Annotated in this window: 22 protein-coding genes; 20 read left to right on the forward strand and 2 right to left on the reverse strand. The window is 50.0% G+C overall.

Annotation, left to right across the window (positions count from 1 at the left end; genetic code table 11):
• Positions 1-238 precede the first annotated feature (238 nt).
• From ACKU4E_RS18535 to ACKU4E_RS18630, 20 genes are all read left to right on the forward strand, one after another.
• Positions 239-1,096, forward strand: a complete 858-nt coding sequence (locus ACKU4E_RS18535; RefSeq protein ID WP_320172549.1) for a ribonuclease H-like domain-containing protein — start codon at positions 239-241, stop codon at positions 1,094-1,096.
• Between the two features lie 259 nt (positions 1,097-1,355).
• The gene (locus ACKU4E_RS18540; RefSeq protein ID WP_320172550.1) at positions 1,356-2,345 is read left to right on the forward strand and encodes a class I SAM-dependent methyltransferase; all 990 of its coding nucleotides are present in this window, start codon (positions 1,356-1,358) and stop codon (positions 2,343-2,345) included.
• 484 nt (positions 2,346-2,829) lie between these two features.
• Positions 2,830-4,011, forward strand: coding sequence for a DEAD/DEAH box helicase (locus ACKU4E_RS18545; protein ID WP_320172551.1), 1,182 nt, complete (start codon positions 2,830-2,832; stop codon positions 4,009-4,011).
• Between the two features lie 92 nt (positions 4,012-4,103).
• A complete protein-coding gene (mtaB, locus tag ACKU4E_RS18550) occupies positions 4,104-5,381 on the forward strand; it encodes a tRNA (N(6)-L-threonylcarbamoyladenosine(37)-C(2))-methylthiotransferase MtaB (protein ID WP_320172552.1) in 1,278 nt (425 codons plus the stop codon).
• Between the two features lie 85 nt (positions 5,382-5,466).
• On the forward strand, positions 5,467-6,348 hold the full coding sequence (locus tag ACKU4E_RS18555; protein ID WP_320172553.1) for a YicC/YloC family endoribonuclease: 882 nt from the start codon (positions 5,467-5,469) through the stop codon (positions 6,346-6,348).
• Positions 6,349-6,355: 7 nt separating this feature from the next.
• Positions 6,356-6,619, forward strand: a complete 264-nt coding sequence (locus ACKU4E_RS18560) for a DUF370 domain-containing protein (RefSeq protein WP_407944120.1) — start codon at positions 6,356-6,358, stop codon at positions 6,617-6,619.
• Positions 6,612-7,244, forward strand: coding sequence for a guanylate kinase (gene gmk / locus ACKU4E_RS18565; RefSeq protein ID WP_320172555.1), 633 nt, complete (start codon positions 6,612-6,614; stop codon positions 7,242-7,244). The genes ACKU4E_RS18560 and gmk overlap by 8 nt, the downstream gene beginning before the upstream one ends.
• Position 7,245: 1 nt before the next feature.
• Positions 7,246-7,938, forward strand: a complete 693-nt coding sequence (gene pyrF / locus ACKU4E_RS18570) for an orotidine-5'-phosphate decarboxylase (protein WP_320172556.1) — start codon at positions 7,246-7,248, stop codon at positions 7,936-7,938.
• Positions 7,939-7,950: 12 nt separating this feature from the next.
• The gene (locus ACKU4E_RS18575) at positions 7,951-8,841 is read left to right on the forward strand and encodes a tetratricopeptide repeat protein (RefSeq protein ID WP_320172557.1); all 891 of its coding nucleotides are present in this window, start codon (positions 7,951-7,953) and stop codon (positions 8,839-8,841) included.
• A 53-nt stretch (positions 8,842-8,894) separates the two neighbouring features.
• Positions 8,895-10,622 (forward strand): single-stranded-DNA-specific exonuclease RecJ, encoded by a 1,728-nt coding sequence (gene recJ, locus ACKU4E_RS18580; protein ID WP_320172558.1) that lies wholly within the window; start codon positions 8,895-8,897, stop codon positions 10,620-10,622.
• Positions 10,623-10,840: 218 nt separating this feature from the next.
• Positions 10,841-12,235, forward strand: coding sequence for a hypothetical protein (locus ACKU4E_RS18585; RefSeq protein WP_320172559.1), 1,395 nt, complete (start codon positions 10,841-10,843; stop codon positions 12,233-12,235).
• Position 12,236: 1 nt separating this feature from the next.
• Positions 12,237-13,484 carry a hypothetical protein gene (locus ACKU4E_RS18590; RefSeq protein WP_320172560.1) on the forward strand — a complete coding sequence of 416 codons (1,248 nt, stop codon included), beginning with the start codon at positions 12,237-12,239 and terminating at the stop codon, positions 13,482-13,484.
• Positions 13,481-14,059 carry a hypothetical protein gene (locus ACKU4E_RS18595; protein ID WP_320172561.1) on the forward strand — a complete coding sequence of 193 codons (579 nt, stop codon included), beginning with the start codon at positions 13,481-13,483 and terminating at the stop codon, positions 14,057-14,059. Before ACKU4E_RS18590 ends, ACKU4E_RS18595 begins: the two co-directional genes overlap by 4 nt.
• Before the next feature lie 12 nt (positions 14,060-14,071).
• Positions 14,072-14,776, forward strand: a complete 705-nt coding sequence (locus tag ACKU4E_RS18600) for a MotA/TolQ/ExbB proton channel family protein (protein ID WP_320172562.1) — start codon at positions 14,072-14,074, stop codon at positions 14,774-14,776.
• The gene (locus tag ACKU4E_RS18605; RefSeq protein WP_320172563.1) at positions 14,773-15,213 is read left to right on the forward strand and encodes a hypothetical protein; all 441 of its coding nucleotides are present in this window, start codon (positions 14,773-14,775) and stop codon (positions 15,211-15,213) included. The genes ACKU4E_RS18600 and ACKU4E_RS18605 overlap by 4 nt, the downstream gene beginning before the upstream one ends.
• An 8-nt stretch (positions 15,214-15,221) precedes the next feature.
• Entirely contained in the window at positions 15,222-16,649 is a 1,428-nt protein-coding gene (locus ACKU4E_RS18610) for a hypothetical protein (RefSeq protein WP_320172564.1), read from the forward strand.
• Positions 16,646-18,733 (forward strand): hypothetical protein, encoded by a 2,088-nt coding sequence (locus ACKU4E_RS18615; RefSeq protein WP_320172565.1) that lies wholly within the window; start codon positions 16,646-16,648, stop codon positions 18,731-18,733. The genes ACKU4E_RS18610 and ACKU4E_RS18615 overlap by 4 nt, the downstream gene beginning before the upstream one ends.
• 619 nt (positions 18,734-19,352) lie before the next feature.
• Positions 19,353-20,519 (forward strand): MBL fold metallo-hydrolase, encoded by a 1,167-nt coding sequence (locus tag ACKU4E_RS18620; RefSeq protein WP_320172566.1) that lies wholly within the window; start codon positions 19,353-19,355, stop codon positions 20,517-20,519.
• Positions 20,520-20,571: 52 nt separating this feature from the next.
• On the forward strand, positions 20,572-21,768 hold the full coding sequence (locus ACKU4E_RS18625; RefSeq protein ID WP_320172567.1) for a multidrug effflux MFS transporter: 1,197 nt from the start codon (positions 20,572-20,574) through the stop codon (positions 21,766-21,768).
• A gap of 255 nt (positions 21,769-22,023) precedes the next feature.
• The gene (locus ACKU4E_RS18630; RefSeq protein WP_320172568.1) at positions 22,024-23,175 is read left to right on the forward strand and encodes an aldo/keto reductase; all 1,152 of its coding nucleotides are present in this window, start codon (positions 22,024-22,026) and stop codon (positions 23,173-23,175) included.
• A 105-nt stretch (positions 23,176-23,280) separates the two neighbouring features.
• Here the strand turns inward: ACKU4E_RS18630 and lipA are convergent, their stop codons facing one another.
• The gene (lipA, locus tag ACKU4E_RS18635; RefSeq protein ID WP_320172569.1) at positions 23,281-24,165 is read right to left on the reverse strand and encodes a lipoyl synthase; all 885 of its coding nucleotides are present in this window, start codon (positions 24,163-24,165) and stop codon (positions 23,281-23,283) included.
• Positions 24,107-24,751 (reverse strand): lipoyl(octanoyl) transferase LipB, encoded by a 645-nt coding sequence (lipB, locus tag ACKU4E_RS18640; protein ID WP_320172570.1) that lies wholly within the window; start codon positions 24,749-24,751, stop codon positions 24,107-24,109. Before lipB ends, lipA begins: the two co-directional genes overlap by 59 nt.
• Positions 24,752-24,756: the final 5 nt, after the last annotated feature.

Here is a 24,756-nt window from a genome sequence, read left to right on the forward strand (position 1 = left end):
AGAGTCTGTCTGCCGCAAATGGAGTGCGCACTGCTTGTGGTTTTTTCCGTGTTCCCGGCAAGCTGTTGAAGTGTCCGGAGCCTGTGCCGGGGACCTGTCAAACAGTCAGTTAGCTCTGGACTCTGACGTGGATAGCGGATAATCACCTCTGCAGCGGACGGATATTGTCCGGTGATTGATTATTTTATCGTACCGGATTCCGCTTATTGAATCGGAACCTCAATACAGGCTGAATTTAATGCTTGAGAAAACTTTCTGTCACCTGAAGGGAATCGGAGTTACCACGGAAGCCAGACTCTGGGAGTCCGGGGTGAACAATTGGCATGATGCTGTAGAAGGAATTTCCCTGCCTCTTTCCGCGGCAAAGGTCAGTGAGCTGGAACGCGGATGCGGTGAATCGTTGAAAAAACTGGACGAGAGCGATGCCAACTGGTTTGCGGATCGTCTGCCCGCATCGGACCAGTGGAGACTGTATTCCCATTTTCGTGGGAACGTGGCCTACATCGATATTGAAACTACGGGTACGGATGCCCATTGCTGCGACATCACCACGATTGCCCTGTGGAACGGCAGTGAAGTGAAGACCTACGTTCAGGGCCGCAATCTGTACGATTTCGAAGAAGAGATATCCCGCTATCAGCTTATAGTCAGCTTTAACGGAAAGTGCTTTGACGTTCCTTTCATTGAAAAATATTTCGGAATGAAGATAGAGGCGGCGCACATAGACCTGCGTTTTGTCTTCCGGGCCCTGGGCATCACCGGAGGATTGAAGGGCATAGAGCACTATTTCGGCATGGACCGCGGAGATGCCGAAGGTCTTGACGGTTATTTTGCCGTGCTTCTCTGGAACGAATACGAAATGCACGGCAATGAACAGGCTCTTGAAACGCTTCTGGCCTATAATGTGCTGGACAGCGTGAACCTGGAAAATCTCATGATCAGGGCTTACAACATGCACATAATGCGTTTTCCCCAGCATGATCTCAAGCCCATAGCCGAAAAGCCGGAACCGGAAAATCCATTCAAGGCGCATCGCGTTGTTGTGGATGCCATCAGAAGCAAGTACATGGCCACCGGGTCTTTCAGGAGGTTTTAGGCTGTTGTTTCGTTTTTGAGGTTGTCAGGAAAATATTGCCTTCATAGGCCGTTTCCTTCTCTGGAGACGGCCTTTTTTGTTTTGGTATTTTAAAAAAATAAGTAATTATTTTAGATGATTGAAGTCTAATTTGGCTCACTGTTTTTTGGTTTTGCGGTAGTCGCGGTCAAATTGGGAACACTCTGTGCATCGGGAGGGCAGTAGGTAAAGCATGCCTTTGTCATGAAAATATATTGATGTTCGATAAGGAGAATCACAGATGCAGGAACAGAGTGCAATGAAAGTCGGCAAGGTCTACCATCCTTTCATATCTCTGGACGAAATGGTCATCGACCCGTCCAACTACGATGACCGTCCTTTAATGTCCGATGTGGACATGCTGAGCGATCCGAATGTCGAGATTACCGATGTTCTGATTATAAATATGGTTCTCAAGTTTTTCTACTGCTATGTGCACAAGGAAGGGTTTTATAAGCCTGTGGACCTGGTGGAAGTCAGCCGTCTTTGCGAGATGTTCAGCCGCCATCGCAGTCTCAATGAACCGGATGATGACATCGAACTCATGAACTATCTGCGCCAGTGGTCCTTCTCACTGCGCATGCTTGCGGATGTGACCAAGACCAGCCACATCATACGTTCCATCATTACCCAGAATATTTCTCCTAAACTCATGGAGCAGGATGAGTACGTCGGGCTGGATATCGGAACCGGAACCGGGATACTGCTTCTGGCCCAGCACATTCATGCCCGCAGGAACGGGTTTGAGAACATAATCCTCTACGGCATTGAATATGATAAGATGGTCGGGCTCCAGAGTTACAAGATTTTCAAGGAACTGGGCATTGCCGAAATTATCCTCGGAGACGCCAGGGACAGCAGAAATTACGCTCCGCTGGAAGACAAGACTCTGACCTTTGTTTCAAACGAAACCGTTGCCGCCATGCATCAGCCCCTGAGACGGGAGCATTTTGTCTGCATATGCAACACCCTTTTCCGTACCCTGGGCAGGAACATCAAGGACGCCGCATTCTTCCCGGAAGGTCTTATCGCCTTCTGCAAGGATTTGAACGTTTCCGTTCTGCTGGCCAAGAACACTGCTTTTCAGGGCCCCAAGGAATATCATGATATGAATCTGTTTCCGCAGGGCATTATCATTGAAGGCAATATAGTCCCGCTGCACAAGCTCGGTGAAGAACTGCTTCCATACCTCAGCGAGTGGGCTCAGGTCCGCCTGCCCAGACGCTGGTAATGTGGTCCGCGTTCTGCCCCGGTCTTCGGAGTATCATCCCGGAGAGCGGAGCAGCCGCAGCTTTACATGGCTCCATAAATATATCATAGTCGCGCGCCCTTCAGGGCGCGTTTTTTTTTGCTTCTTATTGTAGCGGTTCTATTCCCTTAACTCCGCAAAAAACATATTTTAAAGACTGAATTTGATGCGCTTCGCGCTTTGGTAATTTGATTTAGTCTCCGACGGCCAAAGGGGATAATCCATCTCTGCTCTTCACATCCCTAAGACTCGAAGCAAAGCTTCTCGCCTAAGGGCTGATGGGCCTTTGGAAACCCTGGCGGTTTAATTTTGTTGCCTCTAAAGGCACGGTTATAAATCAAAAAAATGCGAGTTGAGGCAGTAACTAGTTGTAACATTTTTTTAGCCGGAAAATGCCTTGACTGCGGTATGACCGGATGTATTCAGCCGTATTGTAACAGCAAAAATCGGTTAACGGAGCTTACTTTTGGGCTTTGAAAATTTCGGATTGGATAAACGTCTTGTTTCCGGGCTTCGCAGTGCCGGTTATACTCGTCCCACCCCTGTGCAGGAAAAGGTTGTCCCTGCCGTTCTGGCCGGGCGAGATGTGCTGGCTGCCGCACGGACCGGTACAGGAAAGACCGCTGCTTTCGTACTTCCTGTTTTGCAGCGTCTGCTGGATGCGGATGCCGGAAAACGCGGTCCTGTACGGGTGCTTGTGCTTGCGCCCACCCGCGAACTGGCCCTGCAGATTCACGAAACATTTTTTACTCTGGGCCGGCAGACCGGGATAAGGTGCGCTGCTGTCTATGGTGGTGCCGGAATTTCCCCGCAGGCCCGGGACGTAAAAAAATCCGCAATAGTTACCGCCTGTCCCGGCAGGCTGCTTGACCTGATGGCAAGAGACGAGATTGATCTTTCCGCAGTGGATATTCTGGTGCTTGATGAGGCCGACCGTATGCTCGACATGGGTTTCCGGGATGAAGTCCGCAGAATTCTGGATCAGCTTCCTGAAGAAAGAATGACTTTGCTTTTTTCGGCTACCCTGCCGGACGGGGTGGCGGAGCTTGCCGGGCTGGTGCTTGCCGATCCTGAATTTATCCGGGTGGACGCCGCTCCGGTTGCCGAGGGAGTGGAGCACATGTGCTGTCCCGTTCCACTGCATCTAAAACAGCGTTTACTTAAATTTCTGCTGCGGGAGCTTGATTTTGAGAGTGTGCTGGTGTTTGTGCGAACAAAACGGTGGGCCAGAAGACTGGCGCAAAGGCTTTCCAAGTGGGGTTTCCGGGCCGCAGACCTGCATGGAGACCTTTCGCAGAGCAAGAGAAACAGGGCGCTTGACGGTTTCAAGAGCGGCGAATTCAACATACTTGTAGCGACAGATCTGGCCGCAAGGGGCATTGATTGCTCCGGAATTTCTCACGTAATAAATTATGATATGCCGGACTCCGTTGAAATATACATTCACAGGATAGGCCGGACCGGGCGCGCCGGACGATCCGGTTCCGCATGCCTGCTTTGCGCTCCGGAGGAAAGGGAACGACTGGTTGAGATTGAAGAAAGTCTGGGTTACAGCCTGCCTTTGTATAATATAGACTCGTTCAACTATGATGCTCCGCCTTCAATTGAACCGGAGTCTGAAACAAAATTTTGTTTTAATAAAAAATAATATTTTCCAGTGTATTAACGCGTTGCGCGGACTGACTGTTTAATCTTGAAGGCGTCCGTGCTATAAGATTCTGATCAAACGGAATATAACTGATGAAAAAATTCTGGCTTACCACCCTGGGGTGCAAAATAAATCAATATGAGAGCGAGTCCATTCGCCAGCGCTGGCTGGGGCTGGGCTATGAACAGGCTGAAAGCGATGCCGAAGCGCATGAGGTGGTTATAAACTCATGCGCTGTGACAGCTTCGGCCCTGCGCGACCTGCGCCGGACTGTCCGGGCTCTCAATCGCCGCAATCCTTCTGCGGAAATCATCATAACCGGGTGTGCCGCACAGGTCTTTGCCGAAGATCTGGCCGATCTCCCCGGAGTGACGGAAGTAATACCGCAGGAACGCAAGGCCGACCTGTTGAGGCTCGGCGACAGTTCAGGACATGAATCAGAAAAGACCGTTTTCCAACCTTTTGAAATCAAGGATTACCAGCGCGCAAGGGCGGTTGTTAAGGTGCAGGACGGTTGTTCGCACCGCTGCACCTATTGCATCGTGCCCATAACCAGAGGTCCCAGCGTCAGCCGCAATCCGGAAGATGTGCTGAGTGAGATCAGACGGCTGCTTGCTGCCGGGTTCCGTGAGATGGTCGTCAGCGGAATCAATCTGAGCCATTACGGGCGGGAATTTCCCACTCCCATGGACTTCTGGGACCTGATGGAACAGATCGAAAACGAGTTCGGCCGTGAATGGGGCGGTCGGTTTCGGCTGCGCATCAGTTCCCTTGAGCCAGGCCAACTGGACGAAAGGGCGCTGGAAATTTTTTCCGGTTCTTCACTTATCTGCCCGCAACTGCATCTTTCCCTGCAAAGCGGGGATAATCAGGTGCTTAAGCGGATGGGAAGAGGGCATTACAAGGCGGAAGACGTTATTGTTTTTCTGGATAAGCTTCAGCAGGTATGGCCTGTTTTCGGGCTTGGTGCGGATATTCTGACCGGTTTTCCCGGAGAAACCGAAGAGGAATTCAAGAATACTCTGGAATTTTGTAGCATGCTGCCTCTTTCTTATGCTCACGTTTTCCCTTACTCTATAAGACCGGGTACGGCTGCCGCAGAAATGAAAGGACAACTCGACGGGGCATTGAAGAAGGAGCGCGGTCGCATACTGCGCGAAGCGATAGAGCTCAAGAAAACTGCGTTTCTGAAGAAACTCTGCCAAAGGGAGAGTTTGAAAGTCCTTTTTCAGGATGAGAGCAAGGGTATCTGTGAATTTTATTCCACCTGCGAACTGGAGCACCCGTTTGAAGGGACTGTTCCCCGCGAACTGGTGGACGTGGTGCCGGTAAAAGTCCTTGAGGACAGACTGCTCGTGAAACTTCTGTAGCCGGAACTCGATTTTGATAAAACTTTGACGGCAGCGTAAGGCCGCCTGTTGATACGCGAATGCAATATTAAGGAGAATTATATAAATGCCTGTTAGCATGACTGGATTTGGTCGTTTTGAAATAACCGAGGATAAATGGAGCCATGTCTGGGAGATTCGCAGCGTGAACTCCCGTTTTCTGGATCTGAAATGGCGTCTGCCCAACTCCATGCGCGGTTATGAAAGCCGTTGGGAAAAGCTTGTCCGTAAATACGGTTCCCGCGGCAGGGTGGATCTTTCGCTCAATCTTGAAGTTTTCAGCACGGAGCTGCTGGGCGTCAGCCTGAACAGACTGCAGGCCAAGGCAATGCTCGATCAGCTTCGGGACATGGCCGGTGAGGACAAAACAGCGTTTGTTCCCGATTACAACCGGTTGCTGGGTATCTCCGCTCTGTGGCGTGACGCCATGAGCGAACCTGATCCCGAGCTTGCGGCCTCCATCACCGAAGGGCTGGAAAAGGCTCTCGCCAATTGGAGGGACTCCCGGCAGGAAGAAGGTAATGATCTTGTACGTGACCTTGAGGAACGTTTCAGCCTGCTCAGGGAATATACGGAACAGGTTAAAGTCCGGGTGCCGGAAATTCTGGAAAGCAAACGCAGTGCACTGATTGAACGGGTGACCTCCAACATGGAGACTCTCGGAGCGGAGTACGTGGAAGACAGGATGGTTCAGGAAGTGGCCATACTTACCGATAAGCTTGATGTTTCCGAGGAAATAACCCGTCTTGACGCTCATCTGGAGAGGATTTCCGAGGTCCTGCACGGAAACAAGGACGCTGGAAAGCGTCTGGATTTCCTGCTGCAGGAAACCTTCAGGGAAATCAACACCTGCGGCAATAAGTGTCAGGATGCGGATGTGAGCAGGATCGTAGTGGAATTCAAGGCCGAGCTTGAAAAATGTCGCGAACAGGTACAAAACATAGAATAATTTCATAGTGATGCAGAAACAGACCCTACTTAATATAGGTTTCGGTAATTTCGTGGTTTCCAGCAGGGTGATCACTATCGTCAACCCTTCCTCCTCGCCCATGCGCAGACTGCGCGAAGATGCGAGGCAGGAGGGGAGGCTGGTGGATGCAACTCAGGGCCGCAAAACCCGCTCCATAATAGTTACGGATTCAAATCATGTGATTCTTTCGGCCATTCAGGCGGAGACAATCGGACACCGTTTTATTTCCGACGAGGGTGAGAATGACTGATATGCGAAAACCGGAACGCAAAGGACAGGTGCTGGTGTTGTGTGCCCCTTCCGGAACGGGCAAAAGCACGCTGGTAAGGAAACTGCGTTCCGAATTCCCCCAGATCGGTTTTTCCATCTCCTGTACCACTCGCGAGCCCCGCACGGGGGAGGAGGATGGCAGGGATTATTATTTCCTCACGGTTGACCAGTTCAACGAGAAGCTGGAAAACGGTGATTTTGCCGAATGGGCCGAGGTCCACGGCAATTTTTACGGAACCCCCAAGGAACCGGTTGAGCAGATGCTGTTCAAAGGCATGGACATCCTTTTCGACATCGATTTCCAGGGTTGCATGCAGCTTATGGAATCCATGCCGGACGGAGTGTTTGTCTTTCTGATGCCCCCTTCCTACGGAGAGTTGAAGTCCCGGCTGGAAGGGCGCAATACCGATTCGGAATCCGTAATCTCCAGAAGATTGAGGAATGCCATGAAGGAGATGGCTTCGGCCCCGAAATTTGAATACTGGATAGTCAATGATGATCTGGAAAGGGCTTACGGCGAACTCAAATCCATTTACCTTGCCGGCAAAAACCGTCCCTGCAGCAATCCGGGACTTCTCGAAAGCATTTTAAGCACCTGGGAGTAATATGTCTGAACTTGTAGTGGCTCTTGATTTCAAGGATGCCGGAAGCGCCTTTGAAATGGCGGAAAAAGTGCGCGGCGTGGCCCCGTGGGTCAAGGTCGGTCTGGAACTGTTCTGCGCTGAAGGGCCGCAGATCATCACCCGTTTCAAGGAAATGGGGTTCAAGGTTTTTGTCGATCTGAAATTTTTCGATATTCCCAATACCGTAAAAGGGGCGGTCCGCTCCGCCACCATCGCCGGGGCCGATATGCTCAGCCTGCACGCGCTGGGCGGGGAACGCATGGCTCTTGCTGCCCGTGAGGGACGTGCGGAAGCTGCTGTCGGCGGTGAAGGTCCGCTGCTCATGGCCATAACAATTCTGACCAGCATGAGCGAAGAGGACATCCCTTTTCCCGTGCCGGAAGGAATCGGTTCGGCTGTGCTTGATCTTGCTCTGGCATCCTCGCAGGCCGGTCTGGACGGGATTGTCTGTTCCGGGCTTGAGGTTGCGGCCATCAAGGAAAAATGCGGGGACGGATTTTTGTGCCTGACTCCGGGTATCCGCCCGGCCAGTGTTTCCGATGACCAGCGCAGGGTGGTTACCCCTGCCCGTGCCGTTCGTGACGGCTCCAATTTTCTGGTAGTCGGGAGACCTATAACCGGTGCGGATGATCCCGCCGAAGCCGCACGCAGGATAATCGCAGAAATGGAAGGTTAGGTTGGATTGCGGATGTCTTCTTCGTTGACCCATGGGGTTTTTTCTTCCCGTACCGGCCAGGGGGCCGGGGTTGAATCCGAGCAGGGAGATGTTCGGAAATCCTACTGGTTTGTTCAGGAACTCGGTGGCGGCGGTTATGAAGTTCAGGCTCTGAACAGTAACGACATGCCATCCGGGCCGAAGCTGCATATTGACGAGGACCGTTTTTTATCCAACTACCAGCCGGAACCGGAATACTATGCCTACAAGGTGCTGCCAAGCATGCGCAGGCAGGACGAGCGCATAGCACGCGGGGAAGGGCATCGGCACAAGGAAGAGGTCTACAGCGCCGAATATGAGTTCAGTGTTGCCGTCGAGGTGGATGAGGAAAATGTCCGGGCCAATTTCGGGCTCGGCCTGACATATCTTGACCGAGGCGAGCTTGAGCGCGCTGTGGATGTATTCAAGAGGTTGATCAAGATGCAGGCCATATACGCCCCTGAACACAAACACCTGTTCAACGAGTTCGGCATCAGCCTGCGCAAAAACGGTATGTATGACCATGCTCTTGATTATTACCGCAAGGCCGAGGTGCTGTGCCGGGATGACGAAAACCTTTTTCTGAACATTTCCCGAGCCTACTTCGAAAAGGGCGACATTGACGGCTGCATAACCTACCTCAACAAATCCCTTGATCTCAGAACTGATTTTGACGAGGCCTGCATGTTCAGGGATTTTCTGAAGATAAACGGGTTTATGAATCATTTTGGAGAGCCTGCGGTCAGTTCGGAAACGTTGCAGACCTACCGTGCTGGCGAAGTTGCAAAAGTCAGCAAGGATGATTTTCCGCAGTCGTTCAAGGATTCCTCCGCTGATAAGGACAGGAAGACTTCCCGCAGCTCCGATCTGAAACTGGATTTTTAATTTTTGTCCGTAATTATTGCCGCCCCCGGCGTAAAACTCCGCAGGAGATTCCTTTGCCCAAGATATGGAAGCTTAGAAGTGAGGACGATACTTCTCCCTCAATACCGGCAATTGCCGAGGAACTGGGCATAACAGAGGTTCTGGCCGAGATTCTCTGGAACAGGGGATTCAGGTCCGGAAAGGAAATGGATCTGTTTCTGTCTCCGGGACTGCGCAATCTCTGTCAGCCGGATGAGATTCCCGGTCTGGAAGAGGCTGCTGCTGTGCTGGCCGAGGGGATTTCCGCAGGCAGGAAGATGGCCGTCTGGGGAGACTATGATGTGGACGGTGTCACTTCCGTGGCCGTAGTCAAATCATTCCTCAAAGATCGCGGATACGAGTGTTCCTACTACCTGCCCAACAGGCTGGAAGAAGGCTACGGCCTTAATGTGAAGGGAATATCAGGACTGCGCGAAGCTGGTATCGAGCTTCTGCTGACCGTTGACTGCGGCATAAGCAATAATGCCGAGATCGCGGCTGCAAATGAGATGGGCATGGATGTAGTGGTTTCGGATCACCATCTTCCCGGAGCGGAACTGCCCCCTGCGGCGGCAGTCTGCAATCCGCGCATGACAGCGTACAACGGAAAGGAATTCGGCGAATGCTCCTGTGCCACAATGGCCGGGGTCGGCGTGGCTTTCATGCTCATGGCCCGGCTCAATCGGCTGCTGCCTGGAAAACCTGTCGATATGCGGGCCTATCTGGATTTTGTTGCGCTTGGCACTATTGCTGACGTGGTCGAACTGCAGGGACAGAACCGTATTCTGGTCAAGAACGGTCTGCTGCTGCTCAAGGATGCCCGCAGGCCGGGGATTGCAGCACTCAAGGTGGTCAGCGGGTATGACATGTTCGCGGCCATCGGTGCCGGGCAGGTCGGTTTCGGTCTGGCCCCGCGCATCAATGCGTCCGGCAGAATGGGTGATCCGCACAAGGCGCTGGAACTGCTGCTGTGCGAAGAGATGGAGACTGCCCGGCCCATAGCCAAGGTGCTGGATGAACTCAATACCGAACGCAAGGCCGAAGAGGACCGCATTCTCGAAGAAGCTCTGGCTCAGGCCGAGGAGCACATCCGGCGCGACAGCAGAGCCGGACTGGTGCTTTATTCCTCAAGCTGGCATGCCGGTATCATAGGCATTGTGGCTTCCCGCGTGGTCGAAAAATTTTACCGCCCCACAGTACTCCTTTGCGAGGATAACGGCATTATCAAAGGGTCCGCCAGGTCCATCAAGGAATTTCATATCCACGAGGCTCTGACTTCCATGTCGGAGCTGTTTTTAAATTTCGGCGGCCACAGGCTTGCAGCCGGAATGTCTTTCAAGGCGGAATTTTTATCTGAATTCCGCGAAAGATTCGATCAGGCCGTGATTGAGAAAGTCGGTAGCGACCCTCTTAAAGCCACACTTAAGGTCGACCGGGAACTTCCTCTGGGCGATATCGATTACGTGCTCCTCAAGGAATTGGAACTCATGCAGCCCTTCGGCATGGGGAACCCGGAACCCATCTTTACCACCCCTCCGGTGGAGGTGCTTGAGCGCCGTCCCATGGGCCGGGATCACGTCAAGCTCACCCTGGCCGACAAGGACCGAACCCGGCGTATGCCCGCAAAGGCATGGCGCATGGCTGACCAGTTGGGCTCGGAGCTTATCGGCACCACTATGCGTTTCGCTTTTTCTCCCAAGATAGACAAGTTCAACGGCATACCCTCCATAGAACTCACTGTTCGCGATTTCTCCCGCCGTTAGGCCTTTGCCCGGTATTCGCTGCCGGTATTTTGTTACGCCCTATCTAATCGACTAACTTATATTTTTATATCAATATTAATTAAATTAAAATATAACTGTTGACATTATATCGACAATCGCTTTAATTGATTCCTGAATCCATTGCGATATCAAAGTCGGGGGACTGGCTGTTCAGCCACAAAATCATTGTTATCGGTCGAAAATAGTAGAGGATTTAAGTGTATAAGTTTAGCAATAGACTGATCTATTTTTATATCCTTTTTGCTGTAGTAGTTGTTCAGCTAAATTCGGATACAGCGGCGGCTAATTCATGCCGTTCGGTGGTGGTTTATGTGGAGGCCAGCGGCAGGACTTATCTGAAGATGGAGGCTCTGGCAGACAGTATTTACAGGAAACTTACTTCAATGCCCGGGGAAGTCAGCTGCACATTCAAGTCTGTTTTCAATAAAGGCAGGCTCGGAGTGGTTAAGACCTACGGCTACGGAAGCGTGGACGGCAGGTGTGTGCAGGTCAGTGATATTTCGCGAAGAGATATAGTGGAGACGCTGCATACTATAGGCGGGGCCAGGGGGGGCGATGAGGGAATCCACACCTACCGTGCCCTTTTGGAGAATCTGGAAGGAGAAACGGATACTACGTACGTCTACTATTCTTTTCGGTGTCCGGTAGTGGATGAGGAAAAATTTAATAAGGAACTTACCGGTAATGAGAAATCTCTCCAGCATAGAGCACAGGCTGTTGTTGCTGCCGGTCATGTTCGGTTTATGGGGTTTGGTCTTCATAGGTTGGGGAAGACGGAGCGCAGTCTGCTGGATAGAATTTTCAATGGGTCAGCCCATGTTGCCGTGGCAAGACTTGAGCCTGTTCAACCGAAGGAGCCTGAGCCCCGTGCTGCCATGCAAAAAGCTGAGGTAGAAACGCCTGTTCCGGAAAAGGCTCAACTACCAAGCGACAGCACTAGTGTAGCAATGGCTACGTCTGGTCGTTCGGGTAAGCCGCATGCTGAAGTAAGTAGAGAAGGAAAACCGGATTTTTCTTCACAGTCCGATAAGCCGTCCCCGCCCGCTTCGCTTAAAGAAACAGCTCCTTCTTCCCCTCAGCAGATAGGAGATACGCAACAGGTTGGAGGGTCCGCAACTGACCAGCAGCAGGAAAAAAAAGAACCTGAGGGGCAACTGCATGTTGCTGATGGTGATGTGGGTGGTGAACCGGGAGATGGGGAAATGGGTGTGCTCAACGGGCTTGCAGAGAAGATTAAATTGCCCCCTGGGTGTGTGCCATTGGTTATACATATCAAAGATGAAGAAAAAAAGGATGGATCAAATTTTAATTATAAAGCGTATTTTTGCCAGGATAAAAATATTCATCTTTTAGCTATAGCTAAGGAGGGTATTAGTAGAAACTATAATATCGCATCCGTAGTTTATATTGAAAGTGAAAGATTTTTGTATTCAGAAAATGAAGATAGGCCTCATCTTTGTTCTTCAGATGCTTTGCCAACGGCTTTTGCATATGAATATCTAAGGATAGAAGACGCTCGGAAGCAGTGTGATAAGGAACATATGTCAGGATATATGTATAATCCTGTAATAACTTTTGCATTGAGGAAATAGTATGTCTTTAAAATTAAGATACCCACGGTGTGTTGCGTTTATAATTTCAATTACCTGTCAGCTTAGTCTGTACATATGTATAACTGTTGCTATAGCAATATATTTTTGTTCAGCATTTCAAGAGATATTAAACCAAAGTTATTTCCCTGTCAGTGTTAACAGTACGTCTGTACCGGAGCTGTTTTCTTATTTAAATAAAGAAATGAATGTTTTTTTAAAGCCGTATAGCTCAAAAGAACATGTTCTTGGTAAAGTGAACAGTAATGAAGCGTTAATTAAATATGATGGTCATGGCTTTACCATTATCAATGCTGAAGGAAAAATTGAAAATTTCAGGAACACAGGGCGTAGTGTAAATTTCAATGTCGTCCAGCGGTCTTGGTTCAATAGTACCGATTTCAGATCTCGTTATGAGCATAGTTCAAAGACGTATCTCAATTTGATTGATGTCAGAGGGGCGGAGGTTGCATATTTTGTATATGAATTTCTTCAAAAGAATACGAATATTGTTGTCAAAGTCAAATTTGAGCCGGGAGGACTTTATGAAGTTTTGTCAAAAAGCAGTATCACCAAAAAAAGCAATTCAAAATACAGGTTTAAGGATCATGAGCATGGTCATGATATGATTGTGCAGTGCAGAATTGAAATTCCACGTCAGTATTTGCAGTACCATAGCAAAAAAATAGGTGAAATAATAGATAATGCGCAAGTCCTTACCAATATACAAAAAGTTGCTTTGTTCTCTCCGCTCATTAATTATGATAATGTATTAGTGAAATCATCTCCTTTGCTTATTACATTTACAGTGGCTTTTGGTTTTTTGGTTACTGTTTTCGGAGCATACATTAAAGAGAAGATTAAGTTTGCTTATGTTTGTAATAAGCACTGCTTTGTGCGTGTTCTTTTCCTGATCTTGTTGCCGGTTGTGGCGGTTACAAGCTTATATGAGGCATATATTTATTACCTTCCGATGAGGATAAGCAAATATAAAATATTTGACGTTCTCGATAACGATATGCCCCCATTGCGTGAGTTGGCCTGGGGAATGTTGCTTCCAATTATCACAATCGCATTTGTATATCTTGTAAGTAAATTTTTGCTCCAGCTGGTTAGTGAAAATAAGAAGCCACAAGATATATGGCAAAGCAGGTGTTTGGAATACATGAATGAATCGTCAAGCTCAAAGCCTGAAATTTGTAAAGTCAGCAATACCACACCAGCCCCTAACCCCAAGGATACAAAATCATGAAAAAACTGATTCCTGTTCTGATTCTATTCCTGCTCGCAGGTTGTGCCTCTCTTAAAAAGGGCAAGACAGCGGAGCCGGGAGCATTGAGCGGTCCTGCCGCAGGGTACAGCGACCCGTACGGATTTATTGATCCTACGGTGGAAGGTCTTTCCGCTTGGCTTGACGGGGTCATTTCCACATCAAAATCCATGCGCGAGATATCAAAAAATTTTTACCTCCACAATAGCACTGTCTATCAAAAACAGTTGAATGATCAATTTAATAAAACATTCGATTTAATGCTCTTCGATAGGGGTGAATACAGACTGGCAGTAGACAGGCAGGATGTGGAACTGCGCGACCGGCTGATAAAGGCTCTTCTGCTGGTGGTACAGGTCCGTATTGATACGGATATTCCTTTGGCCGATGCCGAGGGCGAGTCCGAAGAAAACCGGCTGGCTCGCGAGAACCTTGAAAGCCTCAAGGAACTGGCTCCGGGCCGTGTCGGCCTTGATATCAGAGACCTGGGGCTTTCCTGCGGCAACCTCGGGCAATGCATAGCCGAGTTCGAAGAAATAACCGCTGACCGCAAATAGGAGATTAGTAATATGCTGACCAGCCTCACAGGGTACATCAGTTCTATGGCCGTTATTCTTCAGTACGTCATGTTCTGCGGGATATTTTTTCTGGCCGTTTTTCTGGTTGGATATTTCATTGGGTACAAGTGGTTTTTGCGTTTGGGATACGAACCCTGCAAAGATTTTGAAATACCTGTTTCCGATAGAGACCTGCTGTGCGTCAAGATTCAGAAGGTCTATTATCAGGCCTGGCAACGCTATTCGGATGAGATTTCTAAATCGGGTGAAAAGAGGGAGCCTGCTGACAACTACAACAATCTTAATGACAGCATTGAGAAAACAAATTCCTCTGAAGATATCGCCCGGTCTTTGAAATCGGCTTTGACTCCTCCAGAAGCCTTTTTGCAGGACGCTGTGTTTCAATACGGACTTGATGTTTTTGAAAGCAAGATTCTCATTCCTTACGAAAATCTGGTCAACCTGTTTCCCCCGCTGGGCTTTCTGGGAACTATTATAGGGATGACCATGCTGTTTATGGACTCTAAGGGAGACGTAAAGAGCAGTCTAAGCACCGCCGGTATGGGAACAGCTTTGTTCAGCACAATTATAGCCCTCGTGGCCTATCTTGTTTTCGAATCATTTAAAATGGGTTTTCAGCCCAGAGCTGAAAAGTGCATTCGGCGGTCAATTGAATATGCCAAGTCGAAATGTGCCGCGGAAGGAAAAACATCATGAGGCGCAGGTCAAGCCAGGTATGGATTTTTTCCTTTGCCGACCTCGCATTTCTGCTGGTTATGGCTTTGATCATTATTCCGTCCACAGACAAGGATTACGTGCAGCTCAAGCTCAGCGATGTGGTCAAAAGCGAAGCTCTGCAGAGCGCTCCGGGAGATAAACCGCAATTTCGTCTTTATGTTGATTCCGAAGGCGAAAAGTGGGGGATTCATCTGCAGCATCGCGGCGTGGACGATGTGTGGTCCGATGTAGACGGCGTGGACTCCCCTGACGTCCTTGAGGCCAGGCTCAGCGAAATCAAGAAAGGCGGTCTGCGACCTGAATTCGTCGCTTCGCAGGGGTCCCTTACCGGGGATATGCTCATGGCTCTTTCTGTTCTGCAGAAAGTCTGGCCGGAAACAAAGATATGGACAACTGTCCAGACCAAGCTTGAGTAGCTTTGAATATGGTTGATAAAAACTGGGCCTTGAGCAGGTATTCCTACGGAGTCGGAAACGTTCTTCTTCCTGTTTCCTATTCTGCGGACGGAGATGATGATAACCGTCCGGACCCCATTCTGTTTTTACTATTGGGTCTTGTGCTTATCGCGGTTGTTCTTTTCATGGAATATCTTCCTGTGCAGGAGAAGCCGAAGGAAAAAACGATGGCTTTTTCTCTCGTAGTTGAACCGAAACCTTCGCAGACCGCTGAGGTAGAGGATGCTGTGGGGGAAGCTCCGGTCTCAGCTCCTGTAGAGCCTGTGAAAAAGCCGCAGGAAGCCGTACGCACAGAGGTGGAAAAAGAAAAACCGGTCAAACCTGAGCCCAAGGTAAAGAAAAAGGAAACATTTGTTGAGCAGGCGGAGGTTGTAAAGCAGGAAAAAGCAGAAGTTACTCCGCCTGTTATTGAAAAGACCCATACCGCAGGAGCCAAGCCGTCTGCGCCAAAAGAGGCTCCTCCCGCCGACCCGGCGTCCGGAATTGTAGATATGCCTCCGGATGACGATTCCGGTCCGTATACTGGGCAGCTTGTAACGGAAAAGAATACAGAGAAGGTCGCCCATTCCGGTGACCGGGAGCCTTCCCTGATAAGGTCCGGTAATAGAAATTTACCGAGTGAAGGGCCTGTTACCGGCAGTCTGGCTGCGGGAACATCCATAAAGCACTACTATACTCCTTCCAGCGAGAAGAGCGCGATCTCCGTTCGTCCGGACGGAATGGACGGCAGCGAGCAAACTCCCGATATACGGATGAATCTGCCCGTGCCCGGTAAGCGAAAACCTTCCAGAACCAATTATTCCGCTGGGAGTGAGCAGTCGAATATAAGATCCGGCTCATTGAAAACAGACGGCCCGATAAACGGAATACCGGACGGAGGATTGGCTCTGGCCGGCAACGGAGTAAGACCTGCCAGGGTAGACTCTACGCTCGGGAGAGAAGAAATCAGCGGAATTGGAACTGCTCCCGCAGGACCCGGTGACGGCGGTCCGGATACAGGTACATTGCAACATGCGGCAACTGCTTCCAACGGGAAGTCCGGCAACCCGGATGTCAAGGTCAGCGCGTATGCGGGCAGCAAAGCCTCTGCGGAACCTTCCGCCATAAAGAAATCGGCCGGAAAGTCCGGAGAAATTTCATACAAGGAACTGGCCATCTGCGAGGATGCTTCCCGCGAAGGTTATCTTATGAATGATATTTACCGGAGGCTTTACAGCCGTCCGGAGATCAACGGTTTCAATACATCCGCGGGAAAAATAGTTTTTGCAGACAGGCAGAGCCGGGCATCCATGTCTGTCCGGTTTATGCCCAACGGAACAAAACGATTTGTGACCCGGTGCGAACTTCTGGAGTTTGCATTGAACAGTCTGAAACAAGTAATACGGGACCTGAAATGAATAAGAAGCTGCTGTCGATTATGTTGTTTTTGTTTTTTTTATGTGCCGGAGCATATCCTGCTTCAGCCCGCGACTGGGATCCTGTCCTGGACAGGGCATACAGGTTCACCTTCGGGGACCGGGATCTGTTGCGGAAGAACATGCTTAAGTATGAGAATGAGTTCGGCATCAGTCTGCATGATTACAACAACGTACTTCTCGGCGAGGTCTCGAAAAAGGGGAAGTCGGGAGTAGCGGTAGAACTCGGGCAGTCCGACATCAGGCCCGGGCTTGATGATTCCATGTATTATCGCGCGGCAGTAGGGCAGTTTCTGGAATATCTTTTAAGCGATCAACGCCAGTACTTAAGCAACGCCTCCTACCTGATAGATCAACTGAAGGATTCTTATTCCGCCCGGCGGGACTACGATTTCTGGGCTCTGTTCATAAACGCGCACAAGCAGTTGGCTGGAAACAAGGAAAACGAGTTTATCAGTACAGTCTATTCCATATGGAGAGAAGTTCTCACTCCACTGCATGAGGAGCGCAAGGCCGGTTTTTCCCACAAGGGTATTTTTTCTTCTGATTTTGATTACCACTGCGTGAACCTGCTGAATCTTATCGTAAACAATGCCATTGTGGACAAGCGCATGAGCGGTCTTTATCCCCTTGGTCCTGTGGTCCTTGATGTTACCGATATGCTCCCTGAAAATGAGGAATATTACAGGAATCTCATGAAACGTTTTCAGGGACGCGGCACGGACTCGGCGAACCTGAACTATACCGTGGCTCTGGTGTTCGGAGAGGTTAAATCCGCTTCTCTGGCTGATTCTCTCAGCTCGGCAGCATACGAAAAACTGTTCAGGGAAGCGCTTGATCTTTTCAACCTGGCGGATAAATGGGCGGATACGGATAAGGGCAAAGCTGCTGTGCAGGTGCAGAAGGCTGTGTTGTTATGTTCCGTCTGGACAGCCAAGCTGAACAGCAGGGAGGCTGCCGATTCAGCATATTTCGGTTCAAGCCTGACCTCTGTAAGCGAGGAAAGCATAACTGGATTTTATTCTCTTTATTCCGAACTTGCCAGAAAGCAGGGGCAGCGCGAAGAGGTTATTCATGATAACGGCTTTTTGCCCGAGGCCGACGAGTACGTAAGCACAATGAAGGAGCTTTGGAACGCGAACAGTGAACTTGTTCGTTTGCAGAGCTTGTATCTGGAAAAAAGCGGGCGTCCTGACCTTGTTGACTGGGCGGAATCAGACCATGCGGCACAGGTTGTTTTTGCCCATCATTACTTTGGCAGTGAGGGGTACAGGGATATAATTCCTGTAACAGCGTATTTCGGCGCCAGCTACAATGTTGCAGCTTTGGCAAAGACCTGCATCGCAAGGGCAATGAGTAGTCCTACCGAGGACAATATTCGCTCGGCTTACAATTTCCTGACCTACGCCACCATGCTTGATCCGTTTGACCTGTATAGCGTTGTGGAATTTGCAACCAATACCAATTACATGGATTGGTCATCTTATTTTAGACAGTATTTTGTTCCTCTGGGAGAGATGCTTTCGAAAAATATCAGAATGTGTGCCGATGATGACAGGTACGCATCTGATCGCGATGAGCTTATCTACCTGAGTGAAAGTATATACGATCTGTTTATACGTTTGCCGCAGATACTTGATTTCGTCCCTACCGGAGGAACGCGTAAGGATGCAGTAAAAACAACAATAGTTATTGCAAACCTGTTCAGCGCACTGCACGAACAATTCCCGGTGGAGAGAATCCGTACGGAGATGTTCGCCCTCAAAGAGAACGGAGGGTTGAAAGATTCTGAAGCTGTCCTGAGAATGTTCGGTGCTTCGGATATGGTGGGCATAGTCAATCAGACAGCTACACAAAACAGACGGCTTGCACCTTATGATTACTACGGGATGTACGATAAACTGGGTAATATGTCCGACAGCGAACTGCATACTTTTCTGGAACGGCTGTATTACACCAACAGGGCCTCACTTGATGAGCGGGCCAATTTCAAAATCAGGAGTGTGGCCGATTACGTGCTGAATGCCTGCTCGGCTCTTAGTAAACACAAACTGGCCATGCAGTAATCAATTTTGGCCCCGGCAGGTTGATTGCTTATGCTGAACACGGATTGCGATAGTTGTTCAGATTTATTCGCCTGCCGGTTATGCCGTGCCCTCCGGATGTACTGTCTGGTGGAGTTGTTTTATGTCCCGCAAAGGCGGTGCTCCAAACTGCCTTGTATACTCACGACTGAACTGTGAAGGGCTTTCAAAACCCACCGGGACGGGCTGACCGTTCCCGGTGGGTTTTTTCTCTGACAAGCCATTCCTCGCAGTTCTATTAGCTGCCATCTCTTTCAGGCTATCCATAGGTTGTTCTCCGCAACTTTCGGGCGATCAGGCAATAATTCGGCAGGATCGTTCTACCCCGATTTACTTCCATTCAATAAAAATGAAGAAAGACCGCTGCGAAATTTTTGTAAAAACCAGCAATTACTCTGATAGCGATAGAAGTCCCGACTGTTATGTTTTGATCCGTCCACATAGCGAAATAAAAGAATGGTTGCAGGACACCGGAACTGCCAGGCTGAGCTGAACTGCATAGCCGGATCAGGCCCCGGCCGTCCTCCCTCCACATAATGCGGGCATGATCATCTCTCTTGGTCATGCCTGCTGCATAATTTTGGTTACAGGAGCTGTTTTTATGGATGATGCAGGCAAAATCAACAACCGGATTGACCGGAAACGTAGAAGGTTTCTCAAGTATGCGGTGCCCGGTGTTCTGGCCGGAATTGCTCTGCCGTCTTTATCCGGCTGTCTTTATCTTCAGCAGGAGAAATTCGGAAGGCTGCCTGAGGGAGCACGTCTGTCAAAGATTCAGCAGTCACCAAATTACAGCAAAGGGCAGTTCCATAATCAGGTTGCCATCAAGGAAATAGTGAAGGGCGGTCCTTCCGTAGCAGGTTTCATCAAGTATTTCTTTCATGAGAGGGAAAACCCCGAACCGCCGGGACCGATGCCTGTGGTCAAAACCGATTTGAAATCCTTGGACAGGGACCGGGATGTGGTGATCTGGCTCGGCCATTCTTCATATTTCGTACAACTAGGCGGATGCACTGCTCTTATCGATCCGGTTTTCAGTTCCTATGCTTCCCCGTTTTTTTTCAGCACCAGGGCGTTTGCAGGAACCAATATCTATACTGCGGACGATATGCCGCATATTGATTACCTGCTCATTTCCCATGACCATTGGGATCACCTCGACTATCCCACAGTCATGGCCCTGAAGCCTAAAACCGGAAAAGTAGTGACCGGACTCGGCGTTGGTGAACACTTTGCTCGCTGGGGCTTTCCTGACGATATGGTTCATGAAGCCGACTGGGATTCGTCTTTGAAGCTTGATGATTCGTTGACTGTCCATGTGCTGACTGCAAGGCATTTTTCCGGTCGCTGGCTGGACAGGAACAAGACCCTCTGGACTTCATTCGCACTGGAAACTCCTTCCCGACGTATCTTTTACAGCGGAGACAGCGGTTACGGCCCGCATTTCAAGGAGATCGGGCGCAGGTTCGGCGGGTTTGATCTGGTTATGCTGGACAGCGGTCAATACAACGAAAACTGGAAATACGTTCATATGACCCCGGAAAGCTCCGCTCAGGCCGCTCTGGACCTGAACGCCGCTGCGGCCCTGCCGTCCCATACCGGTAAATTCTGCCTTGCCTATCATTCGTGGGATGATCCCTTCAAACGATTTGTGAAGGCAAGCAGTGACAAACCGTACCGCCACATCACACCTGAAATAGGTGAGGTCGTCGATCTTGCAGATCGGCAGCAGGTTTTCGCCAATTGGTGGGAAACGGATCTGGGATAGGCCCGCGCGGTTTTCTACAGCACACAAGTAGCAGAAATAAAAAGAGAAGATTATGAGTAATACTATAGCCATGGAAAACAACGGACAGATTGCCACCGGGATTGTCTTCATGACCATCCTGGGGGCGTTGATGGCATTTACGTCCTTATCCACGGATATTTATCTTCCGGCAATGCCGGCAATGGCAGAGGAATTGAGCGGCAACGCCGAACTAACAATTACCGGTTTTCTGATCGGATTTACATTCGCCCAGCTTCTCTGGGGACCGATCAGTGACAGCATAGGCCGGAAGATACCGCTCTATATCGGTATGCTGGTCTTTGCGGTAGGGGCTGCGGGCTGCGCCATGTCCCACTCCATTGAGCAGATCGTGTTCTGGCGCATCTTTCAGGCCTTCGGCGCATGCACAGGGCCGATGCTGGCAAGGGCAATGATACGTGATCTGTTTTCCCGTACCCAGGCGGCTCGGATGCTGTCCACACTGATGATCATAATGGCGATTGCGCCGATTATCGGGCCCCTGATGGGCGGGCAGATTGTCCGGTTCAGCAGTTGGCACAGCATATTCTGGCTCCTTACCGTGATCGGCCTGATGATGTTCGTTTCACTATTCTGGCTGCCGGAAACGCTGGCAAAGGAAAAACGGATAGAGGTTTCATTGGGTAACGCGTTCATCAACTATTGGTTTCTGCTGAAACACAAGGTCTTCATGCGTTTTACCCTGTGCGTCACATTTTACTATGTTGCCGCGTATGCTTTTATTACCGGATCGCCACGGATTTATATCTCCTACTTCGGTGTGGACCCGCAGCACTACGGATGGCTTTTTGCAGTAAATATCGTGGGTGTAATGATTCTCAGCTTTCTGAACAGATCGCTGGTAAGGCATTTTTCATTACAGCGGCTGTTGCAGATTGCGACAACTGTCGCCCTGATCGCCGTTGTCGCCATGACCTTTTTTGTGAAGTCTGAGATTGGCGGAATGTATATCATCGTAGGGATGGTTTTTGTGTTCTTCTCCATGAACGGCATTGTTGCTGCCACATCAACTGCTGCTGCGCTGGATGAAGTCCCTCACATTGCCGGTTCAGCTTCAGCCCTGATCGGATCGTTGCAGTATGGTAGCGGTATCATCTCCTCCATCCTTCTGGCCTTGTTCAGTAAAGGAACTCCATGGACAATGACATGGATAATGCTCCTTTTTACTTCAGCTGCGTTTCTTATGGTTGTGGGAAAAATCAAAAAATAAATAATTAGGACGATAGCCTGAACTGCGTTTCAGGTGAGCATTTATGCCACTGTCTTGAAGTGAAACGGCATGCTCATTCTTTACTGCCCAAGTCCGGGATTTGATTGATCGGAATTGATCCGTTGAATCGGAGGATCAGGCAAGAATAAGTGAGAATCGTTTATTTCTACGGTCCTGTCGATTGACTAATAATGTCTGTGAAGTTTTCTGACAGTTATAACGCTGTCGTAATGTATTAGCTTAAGGAGATTTATTGTGCTCTACAGAACAATGCCCAAAAATGGCGATCAGCTTTCCATTCTGGGATTCGGCTGCATGCGCCTGCCGATGGTTGATGGAAAAATTGATGAAGGACGTGCCATCTCCCAGATTCGCGAAGCCATCGACAACGGGGTCAACTATGTTGATACCGCATGGCCCTATCATGACGGGGAGAGCGAAACTATACTGGGCAAAGCCCTGCAGGACGGCTATCGGGAAAAAGTAAAGGTCGCCACGAAACTTCCTACCTGGATGGTTGAGAGCCGTGAAGATATGGACAAGTTCCTGAATGCCCAGTTGGAAAAACTGGGCACCGACCATATCGATTATTACCTGATTCATGCCTTGAGCGGTCCGTCATGGAACAAAATTAAGGCTCAGGGGGCAGTGGATTTTCTCGATCAGGCTCAGAAAGACGGGCGCATAGTTAATCCCGGTTTTTCCTTTCACGGTTTGTCCGAGGATTTCCAACCTATTGTTGATGACTATGACTGGGTGTTCTGCCAGATTCAGTACAACTATCTTGATCAGGAATTTCAGGCCGGAACCAAAGGTCTGGAATATGCAGCCTCCAAGGATATGGGGGTCATCATCATGGAACCCCTGCGCGGGGGCAATCTCGGGCTGCCTACTCCGCCTCCGGCAGTAGCGGAAATCTGGGATGAAGCTGAGACCAGGTTTGCCCCTGTTGAATGGGCATTGCGCTGGATCTGGAATCATCCGGAAGTGACTGTGGTCCTTTCCGGGATGAACGTTGAGGAACATGTGAAGCAGAATATGGCTATTGCCGGTGAAGCCCATGCGGATTCATTGTCGCCGGAAGAGCTTGCTCTGGTTGACCGTGTTGCTGCGAAATACCGTGAACTCATGCAGGTTGGCTGTACCGGATGTTCATACTGTATGCCCTGTCCCCTCGGGGTCCAGATTCCCACCTGTTTTGACATGTTCAATAAATTGCACATGTTCGGCAATCTGGCGGAAGCTAAACATATGTACAACGCCTTTGCCGAGGGCACTGTCCTTCAGCGTCAGCCCGGATTCGCATCTCAATGCATCGAGTGCGGGGAGTGTCTTGAAAAATGCCCGCAGCAGATAGCAATTCCGGAAGTCCTCAAACGTGTTGTTGACGAGTTGGAAAACGCATAAAACCACACAACCGCATTACCTGATATAAATTGCTGCCGGAATGCTTTTCGGGGTTTTATTACGCTGGTCGCGGTGAGCGATGCACAGCCGCGACCAGCGTGTAAATTACACTTCTTTAAGCTTTTCAAACGCCTCGGCGGCATTGAAGCTGCTTCTTACAAGCGGAGCACAGAACATGTGCGGTACACCCAGTTTTCTGCCGTATTCGGCGTATTCATCGAAAACAGCAGGCTCCACATAGCGTTTTACGGCTGGGTGGGCCTTTGACGGGCGCATGTACTGTCCGATTGTTATGATATCGCAGTTTATCCCGGCAAGATCGTCAATGACCCCGTAGACCTGTTCATCCGTTTCCCCAAGCCCGACCATAAGGCCTGATTTGGCGTGAATGGAACTGAGCTGTTTAACCCGTTCAAGCAGTTCCAGGCTCTGCCTGTAGTCCGCCTGAGGTCTTATTGTCCCGTACAGGTCCGGTGACGTTTCCACATTGTGGTTGATTACGTCAGGTCCTGCGTTGATGACTGCCTTCAAGGCATCAAGATTACCCTGAAAGTCCGGAATGAGAACTTCGATCATGCAACCGGGGTGGTCATGGCGGATGCGTTCGATTGTCTCGGCATAGTGGGCGGCTCCGCCGTCAGGCAGGTCGTCACGGGTTACCGAGGTTATTACCGTGTATTTGAGGTCCAGTCTTCCGACTGCTTCGGAAACACGGCGCGGTTCGTCCGGGTCAAGCGGATCTATCCGTCCTGCTGCAATGTTGCAAAAGGCACAGTTGCGGGTGCAGTTGTTGCCCATGATCAGGAAGGTGGCTACCTTGCGAGAAAAGCAGTCCCAGCAGTTGGGGCATTTGGCATTCTGGCAGACCGTATTGAGATTCAGGTCCGCGAGAAGTTTCGCCGTGTTGTTGAATGTATTGCCGGTGGGCAGTTTAACTCGCAGCCACGGCGGAATCCTTAAATATTCCTCTGAATTCGTTTTTGAAGACATTTTTCACTTCCTCTATGTCTATTTCCCGTCCTGTTTCTTTGGACAGGGAGGTAGGATGGGCGCCGTGCAGCCCGCACAGGGTTATGGCGTCGAAAAGTTTCATGTCACTGGACACATTGAATGACAGGCCGTGGTAGGTAATCCATTTCTTGACCCCGATCCCGATGGAGCAGAGCTTTCCGGGACCTACCCAGACTCCGGGGCGCCCTTCGCTTCTGGCTGCAGTCACTCCGAATGCGGCTGCCGTACGGATGGCGGTTTCTTCCATGTCGTAGAAGAATTTTTTTATTCCGCCGGGCCGTTTTTCAATGCGCATGACCGGATATACAACCAACTGGCCGGGGTAGTGGCAGGTGATGTTTCCGCCTCGGGCGGTCTGGACAACCTCCGCACCCATGCTGCGTAATTGATCTTCGCTGATGAGCAGGTTTTCTATGCCACCCTGGCGACCAAGGGTGACCACCGGGGGATGTTCCAGCATGAAGAGCGCTTCCGGGGCTGATCCTTCCATAACCTTTCCGAGTCTTTCCAATTGGATTTTTTCAGCTTCCCCGTGTTTGATCAGACCCAGATCTATGAATTCCATCAGAT

The organism is Maridesulfovibrio sp., from assembly GCF_963677005.1.
GTDB lineage: Bacteria > Desulfobacterota > Desulfovibrionia > Desulfovibrionales > Desulfovibrionaceae > Maridesulfovibrio.